This is a genomic window from Halothiobacillus diazotrophicus (genome assembly GCF_001663815.1).
Lineage (GTDB): Bacteria > Pseudomonadota > Gammaproteobacteria > Halothiobacillales > Halothiobacillaceae > Halothiobacillus > Halothiobacillus diazotrophicus.
Map to the genome: position 1 here is coordinate 2,718,403 of NZ_CP016027.1, position 24,486 is coordinate 2,742,888.

Genomic DNA, 24,486 nt, shown 5'->3' on the forward strand with positions numbered 1-24,486 from the left:
TTCTCCGAGTTGGGCTCATTACCGAGCGCGAATCAGGGTTATCGATGCGTTTAGGCCGGTCCGGACATTAAAAAACCCCGGTTATCGAGGCCGGGGTTTGGGTAACAGGGTCAGGGTATCGATCACGATGCCATTGGGCGTGGGCGTCCCGGACATCAAGTCCAGCTGTGCGCCGCTATGCCAATCGAAGCGCCCGGGACTGTAACGCGCGAGGCATTGGCTATCGTTCGGCGCACATAACTGGGCAATGCAACCCAAGGTCCACCAATAGGACTCCTTCAGCGGATCGTGCTGGGTTCGGGCATTACGGTACGCCGCATTGTTGCCGTAGAACGCGTGAGGGGCATACCGGATCACCGCGCCGGGCAAGATCGGGCCAGACTCGTATTCTTCACGGGTCATGGCCACCGTGACGGAATGTCGATTGGTATGACCATCCTTCGTTACGGGGATGGATAACGACAGCAGCGTGACGAACGCGGGATAGCCCTGCGCATCGGCCGGGACGTTGTGCCAGAAATGATGATCACGGGCCCAATGAAAGACTTGAAGCGTCTGTTTGGATGTGGCCACGGCCTCGACCTGGCCGACCAGGATATCGGGCGGCGATTGCTTCGTCAGGAGGCCACAGTGGTTATGCGGGCAATCGAAAGGCAGGGCTAAAGCCGATGGGGCGATGAAAAGGGCAATCCATAAAAGGGCTGCTGCTGTCATCGTCTGAGGGCGAGAGAAGATTTCCATCCGGGGAAAAGGCATGTGCAACGTCCCTTGCAATCCTGCGCAGGAGCACTCTATCCGGGAGCTGGAATGTTCGTCAATAGTCCATGAAATTTAAAGTGTTGCTAATTAATAAATAGGTCACATAGTCCGGAGCATTTACGCTGCACTGCACCGTGGGTGCATGGGGATTTGTGCATCAATCCACTGCCGGATCGGATGGGCGGCGGGTGAGTCCGCCCGTGCATTGCCTTATTGGGAGAAGGCGTTCTTCTGGTGCGGCCGCGCATCCCGAACCAGGAGTTCGTCGAGGCTGCGGCGGGTTTTTTTCGGCCAGTTGCCCGCCGCCGGGTAGCCGACGGCGATCATGAACACCGGCAGATAATGCTCGGCGATGGCGAAGGTCTCCTTGAACTTGATTGGATCGAAACCGATCATCGGGCTGGTGGCCAAACCCAGTGCCGTGGCTTCCGTCATGAGGTTCATGGCGGCCAGCGAGCCCGAGCGGATCGCTTCGTCATGGGCACGGCGCGGGTCGGAATAGGTGCCTTGGACCGCCTGGACGAAATAGTCGGCCAGCCCTTGGTCGTAGATGCCGGCAGCCTGGTCGGCCCGGGTGATTTCGGGGAAGGTGAGGTGGGACTGGAGATCGCCGAGCACGACGATCACAACCGGCGCCATTTCCACCTTGGCCTGATCGTAGGCAATGGAACGCAGCACCCGCCGCGCTTCCAGGTCCTGGACGGCGACGAAGCGGGATTGCTGCATGTTGTAGGCGCTGGGCGCCTGACGGGCCGCATCGATCAGTTGATCGAGAATTTCCGAGCTGACCGGACGGTCGGGGTCGTAGACGTTGGCGGAATAGCGTTGATGTATGGCGGTATGGGCGTCCATGGTGACTCCTTGCTAAGTCGGTTTCGGGCTGATACGGATTCGGAAAACGATTCGGGTGTTTCAGGGCTCAGAGAGTGCCCATCCGGCCGGATTGATAATCCCGGATGGCCTGCTGGATCTCGGCGGGCGTGTTCATCACGAACGGACCGCCGTAGGCAATGGGTTCGCCCAGCGGCCGACCGGCCAGCAGGAGCAGGCCGGCTGCCTCGACCGCGTCGAGTGCCACGGTGTCGCCCGTCTGCGGCAGGAGCACCAGCGTGCCGTCGCCATGGGATTGACCGTCCGCTGTGCGAACCTGCCCCTCATAGATGTAGGCCTGCAGGCGATAACCGGCGGGCAGCACGACCTGAACCGTTGCACCGGCGTCAATACGCAGGTCGGCCATGCCCGCGCCATCGCCCAGGGTGTCGAGGGCGCCCTGGCCGGTTTCGCCGTTGAAGACCCACTGGTCGGCGATCAGGCGCGCAGATCCGCCGGCGAAGGACATTTCGGGAATGTCCTCGCCCTGCAGATCGCGGTAGGTCGGGTCGCTCATCTTCAGTCGGGCGGGCAGGTTGATCCAGACCTGGAAGCCGTGCAGGCCATTGCTGTCGGTCGTCGGCATTTCCGAATGGACGACGCCGCGCCCGGCCCGCATCCACTGGGCGCCGCCGCTGCCGACGCCGCCCTGATGCCCTTCGGAGTCGCGGTGGCGCAGACCGCCGTGCAGCAGATAGGTCAGGGTTTCGAAGCCCCGATGGGGATGGGGCGGAAAGCCGCCGATATAGTCGTCCTTCACGTTCGATTTCAGCTCATCGACCATCAGGAAGGGGTCGAGTTGGCCGTTGGCATCGTTGATCCGGCGGATCTTGACGCCGGCGCCGTCTTGGGTGGGTTGTGCGGTGCGGGTGGTGATCGTGTTCATCTGGTGCTCCCGGTGAATGTTTTACGTCAGCTTAGATGATCAAGTCTTCTGATAAAATCGAAATTAATTGCATATAAATTTCGATTTTTTGAAAGCGAATGGGGTGGGTATGGATGATCTGCGTGCCTGGCGCTGGCTGATCGGCGTCATCGAGTTGGGCGGGCTTCAGGCGGCGGCGAAGGAATTCCACCGCACCCCGTCAACCTTGAGCCATGCCATCAAGCAGCTGGAGGCGCAAACGGGCCTCTCCCTGGTGGACTACTCGGGGCGCCGTCTGGTTCTGACGGAAGTGGGCCGATTGCTGACCGATCGCATCCGTCCCGTCCTGCGCGATCTGGATAGCGTACATCAGGTGGTGACGCAGTTCGCCCGGGGTATCGAACCTGTGTTGTCCGTGGCGATCGACCAGATCATTCCCCTGAGCGCCATCGCGCCTGCCCTGGCCCATCTTGCCTGCACCTTCCCCCATACGCGGCTGGAAATGTACGAAACCGTGCTCGGTGGCGGTCCGGCCCGTCTGCAGGCCGGCGAGGTCGGTTTGTATCTGGGCACTCAGACCGTGATGGGCTTCTCCCGAGAAACCGTCGGCGAGATTCATCTCGTCGCCTGTGCGGCGGTCGACCACCCCTTGCAGCGATCGGCGCGCGAAACCGGCGAAACCATCAGCGAGGCCCAGTTGCGCGCACATCGCCAGATCGTGATCCGGGATTCGGCGCCGGGTCGGATGACCAATGGCAGCTGGCTTGCGGCGGAGCAGCGCTTCACGGTCGATCATCTGCATACGGCGATTGGCCTGATCGAGGCGGGTTGGGGATTTGCCTGGCTGCCGGACAGTCTGATTGCCGCGCGTCCCGGGATCGCGCCACTGCCCCTGGGGTGTGCGCGCAGCGAGCGGGCACCACTGCATCTCGTGGTGCGGCCGGATTTTGTGGCGGGGATCGTCGGAGCTGCCTTCGTCGAAGCGTTGCGGTCGGGGTTGGCGATGGATGCGACGCAGGTCGCCGACTGAGCTCAGGAGGGTTTCGTGTCGATGCCGGTCAGCGTGAAGGCATGGGGATGCCGGATCAGCCGGCTCAGTCCCCGGGCCAATGCCCAGAGCAGAATCAGGATGATGGCGGTCAGCAGGAGCCACCAGAGCACGATCAGGCCGAAGAGCGTGGGGGCCTGCATGAAGGTGGTCATCAGGGAATCCTGATAGTAGAAAAACCAGGTGTGATCGGGGGGAAAGACGCTGCGATGGAAGGCGTTGAACACCTGCATGGGGCCGATCAATGCGACCGCGAGGGCGGTACCCGTGATCAGCAGCCCATTGCCGATGGACAGGCCGCGAAGTCCGGGGAGGGGGATTTTGCGCCAGAGGCTCACGGCCACCACCAGCAGCCAGCCGAGCAGGGCGAGAAAGCCGAACCGATTTCCCTGCTTGACGAGGGCGGCGACGTCCGTGAGATGGGTGACCTCGGCCGGAGTGAGGAAGACACCGAGGTCGTGCCCCTGTGGATCGCGATAGTGGATGGTGGCCAGTCCCTGGCCGCCTTGCTGGATATCCCGGGTGATGGCTGCGAACAGGCGGATGCGCTCGGCTTCGTCGGTCTGGACGAAATTCTGCTTGCCGTGCCGGTTCTGCGGCGCATATTTGGCGATGGTCGCCGGGATGTCGAGCAGGTGATAGTCCAGCGGATACAGGAAATTGACCTGAACGAGTGCTGTCCAGGCCAGCCAGATGGCGGCTGGCCAGAGCAGGATCAGATGGAGAACCACGCGCAGGCCGCCGGGCCAGTCAATCAATGAACTACGGGACGACATGCAGCGTTCTCCCATACGCTGTAACGAAGGACGGACGTTCGGATCAAGGGGTGGCCAGATCCACTGCGCCCTTGGTGGCGGAAACGCCGACGCCGACAGCGGTACTGGCGACGCCCACGGTCGTGGAAACGGCCGTTCCGGCCACGCTGGCGGTGGTCGACACCACGGCGCATCCGGAAAGCAGCGGGGAAAGACACGCCAGCAGTGCGGCACCCATCGGCAGCGCCAGCTTGTGCGGGTGGGCAGCCGGGTGCCCGGGGAGCGTTGGAAACTTCATGGGTGAACGATCCTGCCTTGATCCAGATGGACGATTTGATTAGCCAGGGAAAGTAATTGTGGCCGATGACTAATCATGAGGGCTGTTCGCCCTGCGATCAAGCGCCGGAGGGCTTCGACGACGACGCGCTCGCTGGCGGCATCCAATCCTTCGGTCGGTTCGTCGAGCAGGACGACGGGCGCGTCTTTCAGCAGCGCGCGGGCAATGGCGATGCGCCGTGCCTGGCCGCCGGACAAACGGGTGGCGGCTTCTCCGACCTCCGTGTCGAGCCCCTGCGGCCAGGCGGCGATGGCGTCGTCCAGGCCCACGGCCGCCAGGACGGCACGGAGCTCCGCCTCGGTCGCCTCGGGCCGGGCCAGCCGCAGATTGGTGGCGATCGTCGTGTTGAAGAGATGGGTATGCTGGCTGACCACGGCGCAGAGCCCGCGAACGCCATCGCCGCTCAGGGTCCGGATCGATCGGCCGCCGATCCGGATGTCGCCGTCGGTCAGCGGCCAGAAGCGGAGCAGGGCGTTCAGCAGGCTGGTCTTGCCGGAGCCGCTGGCACCGCGCAGGGCGACGATGCCGCCTTGCGGCACGACGAGGCTGACCGCATCCAGTGCCGGTTCGGCCCGCCCCGGATAACGCAGCGTGATCCGGTCGAAGTCGAGGTCGAATCGAGTCGGTGGTGGTTCCTGCACGTCGGGGTCCGGTACCGCCGGCTCGGCATCCACGAGATCCAGAATTCGCCGCGCCGCCTGACGCGTTTCTCCCCAGGCGCGCCAAGCCGGCGGCAGCATGGCGACGGCTTCGAAGCTGGCCATGCCGAACAGGGCGAGCATGACGAGTTCCGGGCCGGTGATGTGCGCATTCCGGACGAGATCGATCGCGAGCACCAGCATGCCAAGCCACGTGAACTGGGCGATCAGGCCGTTCAGGGCGTTGCCCCCGGCATCGAGCCGGTTCTGCCGGCGCTGGGGTTCGATCAGTTCGGCGTTGTCCCGGCGTAGCCGGTCGAGACGATGTTGCGGGTTGCCGAACAGGTTGAGTTCGGCCAGTCCGCGCAGGGTTTCGGCCGTGCGCTGACGCAGGGTCGCGCGGGCTTCGACAAGCGCCCGACCGGCATCGAGTCCTGTCCGCAGCACGATCATCGGCACGACGATCCCGGCCAGTAGCAGGCCGGCCAGATCCACAGCGGCGATGCCGGGGCTCCAGAACAGCAGGAAAAGACCCATCAAAAACGTCGTCAAGACGGCCGTGACGACCGGGCCGAACAGGCGCAGATAGGCGCCTTCCAGGCTGTCGATGTCCGCACGGATGCGACTCAGCAGGTCGCCGCCGGATCGATCCTGCAAACGCGCCGGTACCAGGGGTTCGAGGTGCTCGAAGAACCATTGGCGCAGCCCGGCCAGCAGGCGGAACGTGGCTTCGTGGGTGACGAGCCGTTCCAGATAGCGGCCGGCGGTGCGGGCGATGGCCAGCCCGCGAATGGCGGCGGCCGGGGTGAAGTAGTTGATGGCGCCGCCGCCCAGACCGGCCAGGGCCATGGCGGCGATGAACCAGCCGGACAGGGCGAGCAGGGCGACATTGGCGAGGATGACCAGCGTGGCGAGCAGCACGCCGGCGAGCATCCAGCCCCGGTAGGGACGGGTCAGACCGATGAGCCAGCGCAGTTCCCGATGTTTCGTGGCGCGCGTCATGAGGTCGCCTGACGATAGCGATGGTAGAGGTCCGCGTAGGCGCCATCGTGTGCGATCAGATCGGCATGGCTGCCCTGTTCGAGGATGCGTCCGTCATTAAGGTAGAGAATCCGGTCGCAGGACGCGAGGGTGGATAGGCGATGGGCAATGACGAGCACGGTCCGTTTTTCGGCCAGGCGGGCGATGGCCGCGCTGACCAGGCGTTCGCTTTCGGGATCGAGGCTGGCCGTGGGTTCGTCCAGCACCACGATCGGCGCATCCTTGTAGAACGCCCGGGCGAGGGCGATACGCTGGATTTCCCCGCCGGAAAGCCCCTGGCCGCGCTCGCCCACCCGGGTATCGAAGCCCTTGGGCAGCCGCTCGATGAAGGCCAGTGCCTGAGCACGTTCGGCGGCCTGCCATAGTGCGCTTCGGGTCCGGTCGTCGATCGGCGCGGCTGCCGCATCCCGGTCGAGCGCGATGTTTTCCGCCAGCGTACCGAGGAAGAGGGTGGGGCTTTGCGGCACCCAGGCGATGTGGCGCCGCCAAGCCTCCGGATCGATGTGGGCAAGGTCCTTCCCGCCGATCCGGATCCGGCCAGCCGTCGGTGGCAAAAAGCCCATCAGCAACTGGGTCAGCGTGCTTTTCCCGGCGCCGCTGGGGCCGACCAGGGCAGTGACGCAGCCGGCCGGTAGCGTCAGGTCGAGATGGTGGAACAGCGGTTGACCGCCGGGGTAGGCGAAATCGACCCCATCGAAGACGATATCGCCCGGTGCTTTGTCGGGATCTGCTTCCGGGTGGTCATCCGGGTTTTCTTCGTTCCGGTCTTCATCAGAGCCTTCGCGCAGGCCTGCATTCGGGTTGGCATCTTGGGCATGGCAAGGGACAGTGCCCCGGTGGTCCGTTTGTCGATCGGTCGGTGACGGGGCGTTCAACAGTTCGATGATCGGTTCGACGGCCCCCAGCGCATCCATGCGGGCGTGGAACTGGTTGCCCAGACTGCGCAGCGGCAGGTAGAACTCCGGGGCAAGCAGCAGAACGAAAATGCCGTTCTGGAAATGGATCTCGCCGTACATCAGCCGGAAGCCGACATATACCGCGACCATCGCGATGCTGATGGCGGCCAGGAACTCCAGCACCATCGAGGAGAGAAAGGCCACGCGCAGCACGCCCATCGTTTCCTGACGATAGTCCTCGGCGATGCGCCCGACCAGCCGGGCTTCGCGCCGGGCCGCGTTGAACAGCTTGAGGGTGGTCAGTCCTTCGATCAGATCGAAAAAATGCGCGCCCATACGCGCCAGGCTGCGCCATTGCCGCTGGTTGAGCCTTTCGGTCTCGCCGCCGATGAGGATCATGAACAGGGGGATCAGCGGTGCGGTGATGGCCAGTATCAGGCCCGAAACCCAGTCGGCGGGAAAGACGAACACGAGGATCGCCGCCGGAATGAGCAGCGCACGGCGCACCTGCGGCAGGTATCCGGCAATGTAGCCGTCCAGAGCCTCCACACCGTCCACGAGCCGCGTGGCGATATCCCCGCTGCGCTGGTTGCGGCTCCAGGCGGGGCCGAGTTCCTCGATTCGGGCGAACAGACGGGCGCGCAGCCCGGTGCGCAGTCGGGCGCCCGCCTCGAAAGCCAGGCGTTGGGCCAGATAGTTCAGGATCGCCCGCAGGACGAACAGGCACGCAATCGCGGCGATATAGCCCCAGACGTCTTCCAGCGAATGCTTTTCCAGGGAATGTGCCTGGGCATGATCCAGGGCATGTTCCAGGGCCGTGGCGTTCAGGGTCAGCGCCAGCAGCCAGCACTGGGCGATCAGCAGAAAACCGTTCAGGCCGTCGAGCGCGACCGCCGCCCGCAGGGGCTGGCGGACGTTGCGTGCCTCGCTGCGTAGCCAGCGGTCGAGGCGGCGGGTTTGCGCTTTTGACGGTGCGGGGGCGGGGCGCATCAGACGAGCGTGCAGGGCAAGCGGATCATCGGTTTTGCGTCTCGTGGCGGATGGCGTCCCGTTCCTTCGTGACGAGATAAAGAAACAGTCCGGCCATCAGCAGACCCACGCCGGCAGCCTGCCAGCGCAATGCGACGGGCAGGCCGAAGATCCGGTCGACCAGCAGCAATCCGAGCCCCGGTCCCAGGGTTAACAGCGAAAGCGCCCGCAAGCGCCACAGGGCGGCTAATGTGAGCGAATCGTGCATCGCTACTCGTAGGCCGCCAGACTTTGTAGTCGTGCCCGGAATATCCAGGCCTGATAAAAGTTGTAGGCCAGCATGACGGGAATGAAGCCGAGCATCGAGTAGCTGAACGCTGCCAGTGAATTCGAGGGGTTTGCGGCATCGAAAATGGTGAGCGTGCCTGGTACGAACCAGGGGTAGAGGGTTGCCATCATCGTGCCGAAATTGATGAACACGATCACGCCGAGCCAGAGCATGGCGCGGATGTCCTGTTGGTGATGGGAGGCGCGGCGCATCGACCAGGTCGCGAACAGCACGAGGGCCCCCGCCAGGATGAAGACCCACCATTCCGGACCGATCCAGCGGGCACGGGCCCAGGGGAAGGCCAGGAACGACCAGAGCACCGTGCCCAGAATGGCAGCCAGGGCGAGATAGAACATCCGATCGGTCCAGATCATGGCCTGGGCGTAGATGGTCGAATCCCGTTCGAAGCGGGCACGCAGATAAACGCCCCCGGCGAGGGCTGCGGCGATGACGGCGGTGAACCCCGTCCAGAGACTGAATGGCGTCAGGAAATCCAGCACGCCCCCGTTGAAGGTCGGCACGGGCGAGCCGCTGATCGGAAACCCTTGCAGGAACGCACCCAGGCAGACGCCGGCGGCAAAGCTGGTGACGAGACTGCCGATGCCGAAACCCCAGTCCCAGATCCGCCGGCTGCGGTGCGCATGGTGATGGAATTCCAGGGAGACGGCGCGCAGGATGATGCCCCAGAGCACGACCATCAACGGAATCATCAGATAATGGAACAGCGAGCCGTAGGCCAGCGGAAAGGTGCCGAAGATGGCGCCGCCAGCCACCACGAGCCAGGTCTCGTTGGCATCCCAGGTCCCGGCCATCGAGGCCATGATCGCACCGCGCTCCTTGCTGTCGGGGTGAAACAGGGAAAAGATCCCGGAGCCGAGATCGGCGCCATCGAGAATGATGTAGAGCACCACGAACAGACCGATCAGAAGCCACCAGATCACGGTGAACCACTGGTAGGGCTGGGTGAGTTCCATGATGTGCGACATGGCGAACCTCGCGTTTTCCGGGTGAGTCAGGCGGTCGGCCGTATGAATGTCGGTGACGTTTCCGCATCGCTTTCCGGCTTCGGAAGCGTGCCCAGAGGCATGCCCGGCGCGTCGTTGCGGGGCGCTTCCCCTTCCTCCGGGCCGTGACGCACGACCTTGCCGAAGAAGTACCAGGTCCCCAGCCAGACGATCAGATCGAACAGGAAGAAACCGATGAACCAGAGGATTTCCGCCGGGATGCTCATCTGGCTCACGCCCTCGCTGGTCCGCATCAGGCCATGGATGAGCCAGGGTTGGCGTGCCACTTCCCGGGTCCACCACCCTGTCCAGACCGCGATGAACGGGAGGAGGGCACTGAGTATCACCAAGCGCAAAAACCAGGGCCGTTGCTGCAATGCTGCCACAGAGAATCGACCCCGCCATTTCAGGACGAGTGCCCAGAGCGCGATGAAGAACAGAGCGAATCCGGTGGCGACCATGATGCGGAACGAATAGAACGGGATCACGACCGGCGGGCGATCTTCCGGGGCGAACCGGTCGAGCCCGGGTACGACGCTGGTCCAGCGGTGGTCCTCCAGCAGGCTCAAAACATGGGGAATGCCGATTTCGAAGGCATTGGTGCCTTGGTCCGGGTCCGGCCAGGCCACGACGTTCCAGTTGGTGTTCGGGCTGCCGTCGGCACGGTAGGTGTGCCAGTGCCCTTCCATGGCGGCCAGGGCGGCGGGGTCGTGCCGGGCGACGCTGCGCCCCAGACTGTCGCCGATGGCGATCTGCAATGGCGCGACAATCACCAGAGCCATGAGCGATGCCGTCAGCGTGCGCAGGAAGAGGGGGCCCTGCCGATTGCGGTACACCATCCAGGCCGATACGCCCGCCACGAAGAACAGGCCGATCTCGAGCGAGGCGACGAGCATGTGCGGGAAGGCAGTCAGGAAGTTCGGGTTGAAGATGGCGGCCGTCCAGTCGTCGACGAGGAACAGGCCTCGCTCGAGGTGGACGCCGGTCGGCGTCTGCATCCAGGAATTGGCCACCATGATCCAGAACGCGGAGAGGATCGAGGAAAAGGCGACGTTGAAGGTGGCGAACAGGTGCATCTTCGGGCCGATCTTCCCCCAGCCGAAGATCATCAGGCCGATGAAGCCTGCCTCGTACATGAAGGCGGTAATGGTTTCGTAACCGAGGATGTTGCCGAAGAAGGGGCCGGCGGCTTGCGAGAACGGGCCGAACAGGATGCCGAAGGCCATTTCCATGGTCACGCCGGTGGCCACCCCCGCGCCGAAATTGATGACGAACAGCCGCTCGAAAAACCGGGTCAGCCGATACCAGCCCTCGTCCCGCGTGTTGAGCCAGCGTAGTTCGGCGAAGAACAGAAACACCGCCAGTCCGATGGTCAGCGGTGGGTAGAGGATGTGCATGGTGGTGATCCAGGCGAAATCGAGACGGGCCAGGTCCACCATCAACGTCGGATCGGTCATGGGGCGCGCTCCAGGGATTCGAACCCGGCCGCAGGCTGTGCGGTTGGGTCACGGGCTGCCTTGGCCCGGTTCACAAATCTTGCGGCATTCCTTTCAATGGTAGCACCCGGTTTTCGGATCGTCGGGGAATTGCGGCACGGCTTGCCGATTTGCCGGGACATTGGTCTTGCCGTGCCACGACGGGTTTTGTTTGCCGTTCGTTGTCGGCCCCTTTAAGATCGTGTGGCTATACCTATTTATTTGCCCGGCCACGCTCCCGCCCGAGCGTCTCGTTCGTGCCGTGCGCCACGCCACCCGTTGACTGATTTCATGACACCCATCGAATTGATTCGAAATTTCCTGCAGGAGCGAACGGATGTCGATCCAGCGCTCGTCCAGCCCGACCGCTTGCTGGCGGATCTGCAAATCGATTCGTTTTCGTTGCTGGAGTTGATCTTCGAGTTCGAGGCGCAATGGGATGTGCAGATACCCAACGATGCCGTCACCCCCAAGACGGTGCAGGACCTGATCGACCTCGTCGAACGCTTCATGCCGGAACACGGCGACGGCGTCGCTTGAACATGCCGCGTCGCGTGGCCGTGACCGGCCTTGGCATGGTGAGCCCCTTCGGGGGCGACACCCACGATTTTTTCCAGCGCATGCTGCGCGGCGAATCGGCCGTGCGCTGGTACGAAACCCAGGATGTGCCGAAGCCGCTGGCCCTGCCAGTCGTTCGCTGTGCCGAATTTGATGCGGTGGCCCGCCTCGGCAAGCCGCTGGCCGGTACGATGGATCGGTTCGCCCAGATGGGCATGGCTTCGGCCCTGGAAGCCTGGAAGCAGGCGGGTCTGGATGCCGAAGGCGCGTTCGACCCCTGGATGGCGGGCGTGGCCTGGGGTTCCGCGCTGGGCGGCGTCCAGGTCTATGAGCGGGGCTACCGGGACCTGTGGCTCAATGGACAGGCACGGGTTTCGCCCAGTTCCGTCGTACTGGGCATGAACAATGCCGCTTCCTCCCAGATCGCCATCCAGTTGGGGCTGGGCAATTCCTGTCTGAGCTACACCGTGGCCTGTGCTTCCGCATCGGCGGCGATCGGCGAAGCCTTCACGCGCATCCGCAACGGTCAGGCCAAGATCATGGTCACCGGCGGATCCGATGCCACGCTGGCCTATTCGGTGGTTCGGGCCTGGGACGCCATGCGGATCCTGGCGCCCGGGGACGCCACGACCGCGGCCGAGGCCAGTCGACCGTTTCACGCCCGCCGTGCCGGGCTGGTGCTGGCCGAAGGGGCGGCGGCGCTGGTACTGGAAGACTGGGACCATGCCATGGCGCGGGGCGCCCCCATCCTCGCCGAACTGGCCGGTTACGGCGCCAGCTGCGATCACCAGCATCTGGTCCGCCCCGCTCGGGAAGGCCAGGTGCAGGCGATCCGGCAGGCCCTGGACCAGGCCGAAATTCCGTTGGACGCCGTGGGTTATGTGAATGCGCATGGTACGGCGACCCGCGAAGGGGACCCGACCGAAATCGCCGCTCTGAAGTCGGTTTTCGGGGCGCGGGCTGCGGCTGTGGCCATCAGTGCCTCCAAGTCCATGCACGGGCATGCCATGGGTGCGACGGGGGCCATCGAGGCGCTTATTACCGTACTGGCCCTGCAACAGGATGCCATTCCACCGACGGCCAACCTTGACGAGATCGATCCGCAGTGTACCGGGCTGCGGCACGTCACGGGCGAGGCGCTGCGCGGGTCCGGGGTCGAGGCTGCCCTGAGCAATTCCTTTGCCTTTGGCGGCAGTAATGCGGTGCTTGCCTTCCGGCGGGCGAATCATTTTTAATGCCCTACAATTTTTCAATCGAATGGCACAAGGACAGCGTTTTATGACCACCGGAACACCGAACGACGATCTCCCGCTGATGCACGAGGTGGCCGAACTGATCGTGTCGGCACTGAATCTGGAGGTGGCCGCCGGAGATATCGATCCGGATGCCCCCTTGTTTGGCGAGGGCCTGGGTCTGGATTCCATCGACATTCTCGAAATCGCCATGGTGATTTCCAAGCGGTACGGGTTCCCCCTGCGTAGCGATAACGAGGACAACGTGCGTATCTTCTCGTCTCTGCGCCACCTGACCCAGCACGTCGCCGCCAACCGACAGCAATGAACCCGAGCCCCGCGCCGAACGAGGACGACGGGCCGAAGACTACGCGCACCGTCCGTCGCACGATCGTGATCGCCCTGCTGGTCGCGCTGGATATGGGCATGGCGCATTATCTGAGCCGTCAGGCCAGCGTCCAGGCCTGGGCCGTGGTTCTCGCGCTGCTGCCCATGGCCGTGGTGGTACTTGGCATGATCCGGGCCACCGTCGGCAATCTGGCCTGTTGCCTGGTTTTGCTGGGCATGGCGGGTCTGGCGTTTCTCTCGTTGCCGGTCCTGGAGCACCATGTGCGCTGGATATACTTCATCCAGAACGTCACGGTGAATCTGCTGCTCGGTCTGTGGTTCGGCCAAAGCCTTCGGCGGGGACGGGAACCGCTTTGCACTGCGTTCGCCGGGCAGATGCACCCGGTCATGCACCCCCTGTTGCATTGGTACACGACCCGAATCACCCAGGTATGGACGGGTTTTTTCCTGTCGATGGTCATCCTGTCGACGACCCTGTTCTTCCTGGCTCCGGTCGCCGTCTGGTCCGCTTTCGCCAACCTGCTGACCCTGCCGCTGGTGGTGCTGGTTTTCGTGGTCGAATATGCGGTTCGCAAGCGCGTGTTGCCACCGGAGGATCACCTGGGCCCGCTGAGCGCCTTCCGCGCCTACCGTGAGCGGACCCGGCGGCAGGCAGTAGTCGGGGCGTCGAGCACGGAAGCATGATGGTTGCGACCGATGCGTACCCACTGATCGACTACCCTGATCTGGATCGGGTCATGCTCTACCGGCCGGGCGAACGCATCACTGCCGGGCGTTTCCTGGCCGAAGCGCAGTATCTGGCAGATCTGCTGGTCGGGCTTCAGCCTGATCGGCCGCCCACAGCCGCGCCGGTCCTGAATCTCTGCCAGGACCGGTACCGGTTCATGGTTGGTCTGGCGGCGGCCGCGCAGTCGGGAAACGTCAGCCTCTTGCCTTCGAACCATGCCGACGACACCCTGCGGCACCTGCTCGAATGCTTCCCGGACACGGTCTGCCTGCACGATCAGGTGGAATGGACCTTGCCGGCACCACAGCTGGCTTATCCGACGGCGGTTCCGGCGTTGTCCTCAGCAGAGGCGATCCCTGCCGTTGCCGGCGCCCAGCAGGTGGCCTTCGTCTTCACCTCCGGTTCGACCGGACGCCCGGTCCCGCACGCCAAGACCTGGGGCAAGCTGGTGCGCAACGTGCGGGGCGCTCAGACAGCCCTCGGCCTGGACGGCGCCGTATCGATCGTCGGGACGGTGCCGCCGCAACACATGTTCGGTCTCGAATCGACGGTGCTGCTCTGCATGCTCGGCGGTTGTCCGCTCTGGTCGGGGCGGCCGTTCTATCCGGCGGATATCGTGGCGGCGCTTGCCGAAATGCCCGAGCCGCGAATGCTGGTGACCACACCCTTTCATCTGCAGTCGCTGCTGGATAGCGGTCTTGCGATTCCGCCCATCGCGCATCTCCTGCTGGCGACGGCACCGCTGGATCGGGCGCTGGCCGAACGGGCAGAGCGGCAGTTGGCGGCGCCCCTGCGCGAGATCTACGGCTGCACGGAGACCGGACAGATCGCCACGCGCCGTCCCGTCGAATCCCTCGATTGGACCCTGTTTCCGGGCGTGCTGCTCGAGGTCGATCCCCTGCCAGACGATCAGGCGGCGGACGCTACCGAGTCTGGCGTGTTTCGGGCATCGGGCGGTCACATCGAAGTCCCCATCCGGCTGGCTGATCGACTGGATGTTCTGTCCGACGGTCGTTTCCGGTTGCTGGGTCGGCTGGCGGATCAGGTGAACATCGCGGGCAAGCGCAGTGCATTGAGCGCATTGACCGCCCAGCTGAAGGAAATCCCGGGGGTGACGGATGGCGTGTTCTTCCAGCCGGACCCGTTGCCGGATCAGGCGATTCCGCGATTATGTGCCCTTGTCGTGGCCCCGGAGCGGACGCGTGCGGAGATACTGTCGGCCTTGCGGCTGCGGGTCGATCCGGTCTTTCTGCCACGGCCGCTCATCCTGGTGGACGCACTGCCGTACAATGAGACGGGCAAGTTGCCCCGCGCCCAGCTGCAGGCGCGGCTCGACCGTTATCGGGAGTCACTGAAACCATGAGCGATGCCATCCCCCAAGACGTGCCGGACCGCACCGCCGTCCGCTGCCTGCCGGACGGTCATCCGGTCTTTGCGGGTCATTTCCCGACACAGCCCATCGTACCCGGTGCCCTGCTGCTGGACATGGTGCTCTGCCATGCGGCGCATCGCCTGTCCGTCTCGCCGACCGATCTTCGGATCGAACAGGCCAAGTTCCTGCGTCCGGTGAGTCCCGGGGAAGCGATCGATCTGACGTTGCAGGCCCCGGGTGATTCAGCGCTCCATCGCTTCAATATCCGGGTCGGCGATGTGTCGGTGGCCAGTGGAGCGCTGTCTGTGCGGGACCTCGGCTCGACAGGGGCGCCGACATGACCCAACCCTCGGTCGATCCGCTGGATACGCCGGCCTGGGCGATGCGTGCGGAGCGGGGCAACCGCTTCGTGATGCGCCTGATGTTGTGGCTGTCGCGCCGTCTCGGTCGATCGGCCAGCCGCCTCATCCTGTGGGGGATCACCGCCTATTTCCTGTTGTTCGTGCCCAAGGCACGGGACGCCTCCCGCGAATACCTGCGTCGCGTTCGCGGTCGGGAACCGCGCTGGCGGGACCTGTTCCGGCACCTGCATGCCTTCGCCACCACGGTGCACGATCGCGTGTATCTGCTGGACGATCGCTTCGACCTGTTCGACATCGCGGTTCACGATCGAGGCCTGCTGACGCCGGGGCGGGGTATGGTCCTGATCGGGGCGCACTTCGGCAGTTTCGAGGTCATCCGCGCGGTGAGTCGACAGCACGACGGATTCCGCGTCAGCATGTTGATGTATCCGGAAAATGCGCAAAAGATCAATGAGATCCTGGCGATCGTCAATCCGCAGGCCGTCAGCGACATCATCCCCCTGGGCGAGGTCGAATCGATGATCACGGCCGAGGCGCGGATTCGCGAAGGGCATCTCGTCGGGATGCTGGCCGACCGCACCTTGCGGGCGGATTCCACGCGACACTGCGATTTTCTCGGTGCCCCGGCCGCGTTCGCCCTCGGACCGTTTCGCATGGCGGCCCTGCTACGGTGTCCGGTGATCTTCATGACCGGGGTCTACGAGGGCGGCAATCGCTACTCGGTACATTTCGAGCCGCTGGCGGATTTTACGGATCTGCCGCGCGCCGAGCGCTCGACGGCCATTCTCGCGGCACAGGATCGTTATGTGACCCTGCTGGCGGACTATTGCCGGCGCTGGCCGGAAAACTGGTTCAATTTCTATGACTTCTGGTCGGATGACGCCGCCGGGCGGGCAGAATCATGACGGGGCGTCCGGTCATGGCCTGGTCGTGGCTGCGCGGGTTCGTGCTGGGGTGGGCCCTGATCCTGGTTGCTGGCACGCTGGCCCCCGCCGGTGTCCAGGCCGATGAACCCTGGAATATCGACGTCCTGATGCAGGGCCTCGCAGCTCATCAGCCTCGTCAGGCCGATTACACCGAGGAGAAATACCTCGGCGTACTGGACACGCCCCTCGTCTCCTCGGGCACCCTGACCTACCGGGCGCCCGACACCCTGGAAAAGCGGACCGTTTCGCCCCGACCTGCCGTGATGACGCTGTCGGGGCAGACGCTGAGCGTGACCGAAGATCAGCACACCCAGACGCTGGATCTGACGGCGCATCCGGATGCGGCCGCCTATGTCGACAGCCTGCGGGGGCTTCTGTCGGGCAACCTGGCCCTGCTGAAGCGTTTTTTCAGTCTGCAGCTCACCGGGGATCGGGATCATTGGACGCTCGTGTTGCGTCCGTCGGGCGGCCGGATCGGTAGCCTGATCGACAGCATCAGCGTGACCGGTTCGGGGCATTTCATGCGTACCCTGGAATACGACCAGTCCGACGGAGATCGTTCCGTCATGACCATCAAGCCCAAGGCACACTCCTGATGCGCCTGAGGGTTCGACCGATCCTGCTGTGGCTGGCCGTGCTCGCGGTCAGCCTGGTGGTCATCCTGCAGACCCGGTTTACCGCCGACATGTCGGCCTTCCTGCCCGCGCACCCCACGGCGGAGCAGGCCTTCCTCGTAGACCAGATCAAGGGCGGCAGTTTCTCGCGGATGATCCTGATGGGTATCGAGGGCGGCAGCCCCGCCGAGCGTGCCCGGCTTTCCCAGGCGTTGGGGCAGGCGCTGCGTGTCGACGGCCAGTTCTCGATGGTGCGCAACGGCGACGGCACCTACCTGAAGCAGGACCAGGCCCTGCTGTTCGATCATCGCTATCTGCTGAGTCCTGCCGTCACGCCCGAGCGGTTCACGCCAGCTGGCCTGCACGCGGCGATCCAGGACAGCATCGAACGGCTGAACGCGCCCCTCGGCCTGCTCACCAAGAATCTGCTGACCCGTGATCCCACGGGCGAGTTCCTCACGCTTTTGCGCGGCTTGGGTACCGGTTCGGGGCCGCGCACGGCCGATGGCGTCTGGGTGTCGCCCGACGGAAAGCGCAGCCTGCTCATGGCCCAGACCCGCGCCGACGGGTCGGATACCGATGCGATGGAACGGGCGGTATCGACCATCCGGCAGACCTATGACCGACTTCGAGTCCCTGCGGGTCAGCAGCCGGCCGCGCAGGATCGCCCCCGTTTGATCGTGACCGGCGCGCCAGTGTTTTCCGTGGAATCGCGGGCGACCATCAAGGGCGAGGTCAAACGGTTCAGCATCATCAGCAGCGTGGCCATTCTCCTGTTGCTGCTCGTCGTGTATCGCTCCGTGTCGATGCTGCTGCTGGGCATGCTGCCGGTGCTTTCCGGCGTGGCGGTGGCGATCGCGACGGTCAGTCTGGGGTTCGGCACCGTGCATGGCATCACGATCGGGTTCGGCACGACCCTGATCGGCGAGGCCATCGACTATTCCATCTACTACTTCATCCAGAGTCAGGGGGCGCAGGCCGCCGTAACCCGTTTCTGGGCGACGATCCGCCTGGGCGTGATGACCTCCGTGATCGGCTTTGCCGCCCTGTTGCTGTCGGGTTTTCCGGGATTGGCGCAGATCGGGCTGTACTCCATGGCGGGACTGATCACGGCGGCGGTCGTGACGCGCTTCGTCCTGCCCGCCTGCCCGAAACCGACGCTGAACGTCCGCCCGCTGCGCGCCGTCGGCGAGCGGCTGCTGCCGCTGCTGCTCTGGTTGCCGCGTCTGCGTACCGGCATGATCCTGCTGGCGCTGGCGGCCTTGGTTGCGCTCGGCGTGCGACACGACACGATCTGGCAGAGCGGGTTGTCCGGCCTGAGTCCGATTCCCGAGGCCGCCAAGCAGGTGGATGCCCAGTTGAGTGCCGACATGGGCGCGCCGGATGCCCGTTACTTCGTGGTGATCCGCGCTGCCAGCCGCGAAGCGGTACTGCAGGAGGCCGCCACCGCGGGCCGGGCCCTGCAGCCCCTCGTGAACGATCAGGTGCTGGGTGGTTTCGACAGCCCGAGCCGCTTCCTGCCGAGCCGTGCGACCCAGGAAGCTCGGTTGCATGCCCTGCCGGATGCGGCGATCCTGAAGGCGAATCTGGATCAGGCGGTGCAGGGCCTGCCGATTCATGCGGACAAGCTGGCGCCGTTCGTTGCAGCCGTCGAAACGGCCCGACAGCAACTGCTGCTGACGGCCGAAACCCTCAAGGGCAGCTCGTTCGGGCTGGCTCTGGACAACCTCCTGCAACAGCGCAACGGACAGTGGCTTGCGTTGATGCCGTTGCGGCTGCCGTCGAAGCATCCGGCCGATGCGTCTGCAGGGGATTCGGGCAGCGACGAAGCCAACGCAGCGGTCGTCCGCTCGGCGGTGACGCAGGCCCTGGCCAAGGCGCCGGTGCCCGATGCCCTGTTCGTCGATATGCTGGGGGCGTCCAACCGCCTGTACGACGGCTATCTGAACAACACGATCCTGCTGTCGCTGCTCGGCGTGGCGGCCATCGTCGTCCTGCTTGCCCTTGCCCTGCGCTCGCCGCGGCGCCTGTTCCAGGTACTCACGCCCCTGGCGATCGCCATCGTGCTGGTGATGGCCGGCCTGAACTTGCTGGGCGAGCGGCTGACCCTGCTGCATCTGGTGGGTCTGTTGCTGATCGTGGCGGTGGGTTCGAATTACGCGTTGTTCTTCAGCCGGGGGGCGTCGCCCGATGCCCTGACCCTGGCGTCGCTGGTGCTGGCCAACCTGACGACCGTGATCGCCTTCGGTACCCTGGCCTTCTCGCAACTGCCGATCCTGCAGGCCTTCGGCAGCACCGTGGCGCCCGGCGCCTGGCTCGCCCTGGTGCTTTCCGCGATCTTTGCACGCCCCGCTGCGGCGGTCGGGCCGGACGAAAAGGAGTCGTTCTGATGGTTCCCCCCAAGCTCGACCGGGCACAGATCGCGGCCCTGATTCCCCATGACGGCGCGATGTGCCTGCTCGATCAGGTCGTCGACTGGCAACCCGAGGTGATCCATTGTCTGGCCACGAGTCACCGGGCAGCCGACAACCCCATGCGGCTGGATGGCCGATTGGGTGTGGCGTCGGGCATCGAATATGCGGCCCAGGCCATGGCGGTGCATGGTGCCTTGCGCGCGCGCCGGGAAACGGCGGCCAAGAAGGGCTATCTTACGCGGGTACAGCAGATCAGCTTCCACGTCGATGCGCTGGATGCCTGCGCCGAGCCGCTCGCCATCGAGGCCCGTCTGCTGATGGGCAATGCGCAGATCGTGCGTTATGCGTTTTCCGTCTCCGCCGGCGGGCGTCTGCTGCTCGACGGTCAGGCGACCGTCATGCTGGAGGCAGGGCTACCCGACTGATCCCCACCCTTGTGCGGGGGATTTCGGGTTATGGGATTTGACCCGGGTCAGGAAGTGCGTCGGGGTCGAAATGCCGCAGCACGTAGCCTTGCGCCAGCAGATGATCGATGACGTCGCTCAAATGGGTAACGGTCAGCGGCAGGATGTCGTGAAAGATCAGCACCCTGGGTGGGACGGGTATCTCCGGTGATTCGTCCTCGACGCCGATTCCTGTTGCGTTGCGGGGGGTTTCCATGATCTGGCGAACCCGCCGGAGTACATCCTCGAGGTCGTGCTCGGGGGAGGCGTCGCCGACGGTCTGCCCGCCGACGGACCGGTAGCCCTGGGCGTGGACGACCCGCGTCAGTAGCGGCGTGTCGGCAAGATAGGGCGTGCGGAACAGCCGGGGTGCGGTGTCGGCATCCCATTGTCCGGTCGCCTCGGCGAGGGCTTCCCAGGTCCGGATTTCTGTTTCCAACCGTCGCTCGGCACCCAGGATCGGCCAGCGGTACCAGGGCCAGCGCGGCCAGATGTGGTGGGTGGTGTGGTTGCCGATCAGGTGCCCGGCCGCCCGTACACGGGCCACGACGTCCGGGTGGCGGCGCATGCTGCCCTTGCGGATCCAGATTTCGTAGGGGGCGTAATGCCGGCGGCCGGCCCAGAATCCTTCGGGCGCATCCCCGACCATGAAGAAGCCGGCCCGCACGGGCTGGCCGTCCTCCCCGCGATAGCGGCGCAGCGTCTCGAGCACGGCATCGGTCTTGCCGGGGACGGGGCCGTCGTCGAAGGTCAGCATGAATGCCCGGGGGTTAGCGCAGGGTCCAGAGCTGGGTCGAGCGGTGCTCCGCTCGGTGTCGGTGGCCTCGGGCATCAGGCCATCCCGCCGTTCACGGAGATCACCTGCCCGGTGATGTATCCGGCGCGATCCGAGGCGAGGAAGCTCACCAGATCAGCGACTTCCTGCGGCGTGCCGGCCCGCTTGAGGGGCACGATCTGGGCGATGCGATCCGGCGGGAAGGCCGATTCGATCATCGGCGATTCGATGATGCCGGGCGCAACGGCGTTGACGAGCACCCCCCGCGAAGCGACTTCCTGGGCCAGTGCCCTGGTGGCGCCGATCAGCCCGGCCTTGGCGGCCGAGTAGTTCACCTGGCCGCGGTTGCCCATGAGGCCCGCGACCGAGGCGACGTTGACGATGCGGCCCCAGCGGGTGCGGATCATCGGCAGCAGGAGCGGCTGGGTGACGTGGTAGAAGCCGTTGAGTGACACGTCGATCACCGATTGCCATTGCTGCGGCGACATGCCGGCCAGGGGCGCGTCGTCGTGGATACCGGCATTGTTCACCAGCACCTGGATCGGCTGATCGTCGGTGAGCAGGCGTTCCAGGGTGCAGGCGGTCGCCTCGGCATCGGCCACGTCGAAGCAGAGTGCCTCGGCCGAACCGCCCCGTTCGCGGATGCGCGCCACCACCGCCTCGGCCCGGTAGAGGCCCCGATTGGCATGAACGAATACGTGCAGGCCGTCGGCGGCCAACTGTTCGCAGATCGCACTGCCGATGGCGCCGCTGCCGCCGGTGACGAGCGCGCGCTTCATGGTTGTGCCTCCGGCGTCTGGTTGGCCTGGTTGTTCGGGTTGTTATGGGCCGCGGTCCGGACAGGCATCACGGCGATTCGCACGCATTGACCGGCCAGATAGTCCAGCGTCACGGTGGTGCCGCTGTCGCCGGCCAGCGCCTGCAGCAGCGGCAGGATGCGGGCGGCAGGCACGCCACGGCGCAGGGTTTCGAGTTCGGGGTCGTGCATCGTATCTGCGGCGCCACCGTCCTCCTTTGTCCGTTCGATGGTCAGTTCGGCCAGGGTGTGCGTCGTCGGTTCCGGGCGCAGCAGCAGGCTCGCGCCGAACACGGTCGCGATCGGTTCGGCGGCGTTCAACGGCGGCGGGAAGGGAATGTCGTACACGGCCAGCAAGACCGGGATCCCCTCGGCGACGACCTGCACGGCGGCTTCCAGCAGGCCGGCGGCCGCGGTCCGTTCGTGCAGGGCGATGGCATTGGCGGGTTGGCGCGAGCCGACGGCAATCGTCCAGTAGCCGGAGGCCGCGTTATGCACGGAATTGTGGAAGCGCATCGGCGAGATCATCCGGTCCTCGGTCGCCAGGGCGGCGCAGATGTCCGTGAGCACCTCGGTGTCGCCCGTCGTCGAGGCGAACACGATCGCCGGTTCGGTCGGATCGATGCCTGCCGCACGCACGGCCTGTCCGGCCAGATCGACCGCGAGCTTGATGGATTTCCCGGCCCGCCGCCGCTCCGTGGCAGGCAGCACGGCGTGGTCGAAGGCGGGCAGTTCGCCCCCCTCATAACGGCGTTCGCCGCGCAGGATGGCGGCCAGATCCGCCCAACCATGCAGGCCGGGCGCGAACAGGCCGATGCCGTCGACGTAGAGCTTCATGCGGATACCTCGTCCGCCGCTGCGATCCGGCCGAACACCAGGCTCGCGTTGTTGCCGCCGAAGCCGAAGGAATTGCTCAACACGTAGTGCACGGGCTGATGCCGATTGTCCCGCTGGATCGCGCTGGTGAAGTCCGGGTCCACCGTTTCGGTGTTCAGGCTGCCGGGGATCAGGCCGTGTTCGATGCACAGGCTGGCGATAAGCGCTTCGGTGATGCCGGCGGCGCCCAGGGTGTGGCCCGTCCAGCCCTTGGTGGAACTGCAGGGCACGCTGTGGCCGAACAGCTGGCTCACCGCCTTGTCCTCGGCGCTGTCGTTGGTGCGCGATGCGGTGCCGTGGAGATTGATGTAATCGATGGCCGAAGGGGCAAGCCCCGCCCGTTCCAGGGCGGCCTGCATGGCGAGCCGGGCGCCGAGTCCTTCGGGGTGCGGGGTGGACATATGATGCGCATCGACGCTTTCGCCGTAGCCGAGCAGGGCGGTGGTGGGCCGTTCGCCCTCAACGGGTGGGTTCAACCCGCGCTCGGATCGGGCATCCGGCCGTTCGAGCAGCGCAAAGCCGGCCGCCTCGCCGATGGAAATGCCGTCGCGTTCGGCGTCGGCAGGTCGGCAGGGGCCGGGGGCGACCAGTTCCAGGGAAGCGAAACCGTACAGGGTCGTCAGGCAGAGGCTGTCCACACCGCCGACCACGGCCGCGTCGCACAGGCCGGTCTCGATCAGGCGCCAGGCACTGGCGAACACCTTGGCGCTGGAGGAACAGGCGGTGGAAATGGACAGGGTCGGCCCCGTCAGTCCGAGGTACCGGCGGGTGAATTCGGCGACGGACGACAGTTCATGGGTTTCCCGGTAGTGCAGGGGCGCGGGCAGGGCGCCCGTCTCGGGATCGCGTTCGCGAAAGGCCAGTTCCGTGTGCAGGATGCCGGAAGTACTGGTGCCCATGATCACGGCGACCCGGTCTGCGCCGTAGCGGCTCCGGGCTGCGGCGACGGCCGCCTCGAAGCCATCCTGGCGCAGGGCCAGCTGGGCCAGCCGGTTGTTGCGGCAGTCGTAGTCGTCGAGGGCGTCGATGACCGGCAGATCCTCCAGTCCCGCCACGCGGCCGACCCAGGTATCCAGATCCACATCGAGAAAGTCGCAGGGCGCGAGACCGGTTCGGCGGGCTTCCAGCGCGGCGAGCGTGGCTGCCCGTCCCCGTCCGAGGGCGTTGGTCATCGTGCTGGCGGTGAGCCACAGCGGGCGTATCGCGGCGGCGGTCATGAGCCCCTCCGGGCAGATTTCAGATAGTCCATAGCGAGATATCTTAGCCGAATGTCACTGGCCACGGCGGGATGGCGGCGGGTTTGCGCTTGCCGTGTTTTCCGTGGGGCGCAACCAGGCCAGAGAAAGCAGGGCGACGATGATGCCGAGCAGGGCGCCGGCCACCACGTCGAGGAACACGTGCTGCTTCGTCGCCATGGTCGAGTAGATGATGGCGAGGCACCAGAGCGTGTTCACGATCTGGAAGGCGCCGGGGCAGCGCATGTCCCGGAACAGCCGGCTGAGCCAGATGCCGGAGAATGCCGCGGTGGCGACATGCAGCGAAGGGCAGGCATTGCCGGCGCCGTCCACGCCCTTGAGCAGATGGAAGTCGGGATAGCGCGCCCAGTCGATGTTCGGGGTCGGCACGGCCGTGGGGAAAAACAGGAAGACCAGCAGGCCGACGGCGCACAGGGCCGTGATCGCCAGGCCGTAGCCGATCAGGATCCGTCGGTCCGGCAGAAGCGCGGGCGGCAGGGAAACGTACACCCAGAGACTGAGGTAGAACATCAGGGTGCCGGGTTCGAAACCGATCCAGTGATCCACCGGCGTCAGGGGCATGGTCGTGACGGCAAAGACCGGATCGTGCAGTAACTGCAGGTAGGCCATGAAGAACAGCACCATGAAGAACATGGTGCCGAATGCCTTCATGGGCGCCAGGATGCGCAGCCGGCGGGAGAGTTCCCCCGGCCAGGCGGCGGCCCGGACATCCGGCGCCTCGGTGGGCAGTTCCAGCACCGTTTCGGCCTGATCGCCGTTCTCGCCGGAACGGCCAGATTGATTCGTGTTCGGCATGCTCGTG

Annotated in this window: 26 protein-coding genes; 11 read left to right on the forward strand and 15 right to left on the reverse strand. The window is 65.2% G+C overall.

Annotated features, from left to right (window positions below; translation table 11 throughout):
* Nucleotides 1–81: 81 nt before the first annotated feature.
* From A9404_RS12105 to A9404_RS12115, 3 genes are all read right to left on the reverse strand, one after another.
* Nucleotides 82–573, reverse strand: coding sequence for a hypothetical protein (locus A9404_RS12105; protein ID WP_156521322.1), 492 nt, complete (start codon nt 571–573; stop codon nt 82–84).
* A 396-nt stretch (nt 574–969) separates the two neighbouring features.
* Nucleotides 970–1,611 (reverse strand): nitroreductase family protein, encoded by a 642-nt coding sequence (locus A9404_RS12110; protein WP_066102036.1) that lies wholly within the window; start codon nt 1,609–1,611, stop codon nt 970–972.
* Nucleotides 1,612–1,678: 67 nt separating this feature from the next.
* The gene (locus A9404_RS12115; protein ID WP_066102040.1) at nt 1,679–2,515 is read right to left on the reverse strand and encodes a pirin family protein; all 837 of its coding nucleotides are present in this window, start codon (nt 2,513–2,515) and stop codon (nt 1,679–1,681) included.
* Nucleotides 2,516–2,624: 109 nt separating this feature from the next.
* On the opposite strand from A9404_RS12115, the gene A9404_RS12120 reads away from it, so the two are divergent.
* Nucleotides 2,625–3,524: a LysR family transcriptional regulator gene (locus A9404_RS12120; RefSeq protein WP_066102043.1), complete on the forward strand. Its 900-nt coding sequence runs from the start codon at nt 2,625–2,627 to the stop codon at nt 3,522–3,524.
* A gap of 2 nt (nt 3,525–3,526) precedes the next feature.
* On the opposite strand, the gene A9404_RS12125 is transcribed toward A9404_RS12120, so the two are convergent.
* From A9404_RS12125 to A9404_RS12155, 7 genes are read right to left on the reverse strand one after another with little or no spacing between them, the layout of a single operon-like run.
* The gene (locus A9404_RS12125; protein ID WP_066102045.1) at nt 3,527–4,318 is read right to left on the reverse strand and encodes a lipoprotein intramolecular transacylase Lit; all 792 of its coding nucleotides are present in this window, start codon (nt 4,316–4,318) and stop codon (nt 3,527–3,529) included.
* A gap of 43 nt (nt 4,319–4,361) precedes the next feature.
* On the reverse strand, nt 4,362–4,595 hold the full coding sequence (locus tag A9404_RS12130) for a hypothetical protein (protein ID WP_066102048.1): 234 nt from the start codon (nt 4,593–4,595) through the stop codon (nt 4,362–4,364).
* A complete protein-coding gene (cydC, locus tag A9404_RS12135) occupies nt 4,592–6,274 on the reverse strand; it encodes a thiol reductant ABC exporter subunit CydC (RefSeq protein ID WP_066102050.1) in 1,683 nt (560 codons plus the stop codon). Before cydC ends, A9404_RS12130 begins: the two co-directional genes overlap by 4 nt.
* Nucleotides 6,271–8,199 (reverse strand): thiol reductant ABC exporter subunit CydD, encoded by a 1,929-nt coding sequence (cydD, locus tag A9404_RS12140; protein WP_066102052.1) that lies wholly within the window; start codon nt 8,197–8,199, stop codon nt 6,271–6,273. Before cydD ends, cydC begins: the two co-directional genes overlap by 4 nt.
* Before the next feature lie 25 nt (nt 8,200–8,224).
* Entirely contained in the window at nt 8,225–8,446 is a 222-nt protein-coding gene (locus tag A9404_RS12145) for a hypothetical protein (protein WP_066102055.1), read from the reverse strand.
* 2 nt (nt 8,447–8,448) lie between these two features.
* Complete coding sequence (gene cydB / locus A9404_RS12150) at nt 8,449–9,492, reverse strand: cytochrome d ubiquinol oxidase subunit II (RefSeq protein WP_066102058.1); 1,044 nt, start codon at nt 9,490–9,492, stop codon at nt 8,449–8,451.
* A gap of 26 nt (nt 9,493–9,518) precedes the next feature.
* Nucleotides 9,519–10,967, reverse strand: a complete 1,449-nt coding sequence (locus tag A9404_RS12155) for a cytochrome ubiquinol oxidase subunit I (RefSeq protein WP_066102061.1) — start codon at nt 10,965–10,967, stop codon at nt 9,519–9,521.
* Between the two features lie 309 nt (nt 10,968–11,276).
* Here A9404_RS12155 and A9404_RS12160 point away from each other — a divergent pair, with 309 nt between their 5' ends.
* Genes A9404_RS12160 through A9404_RS12205 form a run of 10 tightly spaced genes read left to right on the forward strand, consistent with a single transcriptional unit; the run spans nt 11,277 to nt 19,963 of the window.
* Nucleotides 11,277–11,525 carry an acyl carrier protein gene (locus A9404_RS12160; protein WP_066102063.1) on the forward strand — a complete coding sequence of 83 codons (249 nt, stop codon included), beginning with the start codon at nt 11,277–11,279 and terminating at the stop codon, nt 11,523–11,525.
* Nucleotides 11,526–11,527: 2 nt separating this feature from the next.
* Nucleotides 11,528–12,778: a beta-ketoacyl-[acyl-carrier-protein] synthase family protein gene (locus A9404_RS12165; protein WP_066102066.1), complete on the forward strand. Its 1,251-nt coding sequence runs from the start codon at nt 11,528–11,530 to the stop codon at nt 12,776–12,778.
* 43 nt (nt 12,779–12,821) lie between these two features.
* Nucleotides 12,822–13,103 (forward strand): phosphopantetheine-binding protein, encoded by a 282-nt coding sequence (locus A9404_RS12170; RefSeq protein WP_066102069.1) that lies wholly within the window; start codon nt 12,822–12,824, stop codon nt 13,101–13,103.
* Entirely contained in the window at nt 13,100–13,807 is a 708-nt protein-coding gene (locus tag A9404_RS12175; RefSeq protein ID WP_066102072.1) for a COG4648 family protein, read from the forward strand. Before A9404_RS12170 ends, A9404_RS12175 begins: the two co-directional genes overlap by 4 nt.
* Nucleotides 13,804–15,213: an AMP-binding protein gene (locus A9404_RS12180; RefSeq protein ID WP_197490355.1), complete on the forward strand. Its 1,410-nt coding sequence runs from the start codon at nt 13,804–13,806 to the stop codon at nt 15,211–15,213. Before A9404_RS12175 ends, A9404_RS12180 begins: the two co-directional genes overlap by 4 nt.
* Nucleotides 15,210–15,563, forward strand: a complete 354-nt coding sequence (locus A9404_RS12185; protein WP_066102078.1) for a hypothetical protein — start codon at nt 15,210–15,212, stop codon at nt 15,561–15,563. Before A9404_RS12180 ends, A9404_RS12185 begins: the two co-directional genes overlap by 4 nt.
* Nucleotides 15,560–16,489, forward strand: a complete 930-nt coding sequence (locus A9404_RS12190) for an LpxL/LpxP family acyltransferase (protein WP_066102081.1) — start codon at nt 15,560–15,562, stop codon at nt 16,487–16,489. The genes A9404_RS12185 and A9404_RS12190 overlap by 4 nt, the downstream gene beginning before the upstream one ends.
* Entirely contained in the window at nt 16,486–17,106 is a 621-nt protein-coding gene (locus A9404_RS12195) for a LolA family protein (RefSeq protein ID WP_082922961.1), read from the forward strand. The genes A9404_RS12190 and A9404_RS12195 overlap by 4 nt, the downstream gene beginning before the upstream one ends.
* Nucleotides 17,106–19,514, forward strand: coding sequence for an MMPL family transporter (locus A9404_RS12200; RefSeq protein ID WP_066102084.1), 2,409 nt, complete (start codon nt 17,106–17,108; stop codon nt 19,512–19,514). The genes A9404_RS12195 and A9404_RS12200 overlap by 1 nt, the downstream gene beginning before the upstream one ends.
* Nucleotides 19,514–19,963 carry a 3-hydroxylacyl-ACP dehydratase gene (locus A9404_RS12205; protein WP_066102087.1) on the forward strand — a complete coding sequence of 150 codons (450 nt, stop codon included), beginning with the start codon at nt 19,514–19,516 and terminating at the stop codon, nt 19,961–19,963. The genes A9404_RS12200 and A9404_RS12205 overlap by 1 nt, the downstream gene beginning before the upstream one ends.
* A gap of 28 nt (nt 19,964–19,991) precedes the next feature.
* Here A9404_RS12205 and A9404_RS12210 read toward each other — a convergent pair whose 3' ends face one another.
* The 5 genes from A9404_RS12210 to A9404_RS12230 form a co-directional block, all read right to left on the reverse strand.
* Nucleotides 19,992–20,813 carry a polysaccharide deacetylase family protein gene (locus A9404_RS12210; RefSeq protein WP_066102089.1) on the reverse strand — a complete coding sequence of 274 codons (822 nt, stop codon included), beginning with the start codon at nt 20,811–20,813 and terminating at the stop codon, nt 19,992–19,994.
* Entirely contained in the window at nt 20,813–21,535 is a 723-nt protein-coding gene (fabG, locus tag A9404_RS12215; protein ID WP_066102092.1) for a 3-oxoacyl-ACP reductase FabG, read from the reverse strand. Before fabG ends, A9404_RS12210 begins: the two co-directional genes overlap by 1 nt.
* Nucleotides 21,532–22,389, reverse strand: coding sequence for a beta-ketoacyl synthase chain length factor (locus tag A9404_RS12220; RefSeq protein ID WP_066102095.1), 858 nt, complete (start codon nt 22,387–22,389; stop codon nt 21,532–21,534). Before A9404_RS12220 ends, fabG begins: the two co-directional genes overlap by 4 nt.
* Nucleotides 22,386–23,630: a beta-ketoacyl-[acyl-carrier-protein] synthase family protein gene (locus A9404_RS12225; RefSeq protein WP_066103376.1), complete on the reverse strand. Its 1,245-nt coding sequence runs from the start codon at nt 23,628–23,630 to the stop codon at nt 22,386–22,388. Before A9404_RS12225 ends, A9404_RS12220 begins: the two co-directional genes overlap by 4 nt.
* Before the next feature lie 69 nt (nt 23,631–23,699).
* Nucleotides 23,700–24,479: a phosphatase PAP2 family protein gene (locus A9404_RS12230; protein ID WP_082922962.1), complete on the reverse strand. Its 780-nt coding sequence runs from the start codon at nt 24,477–24,479 to the stop codon at nt 23,700–23,702.
* Between the last annotated feature and the right edge of the window lie 7 nt (nt 24,480–24,486).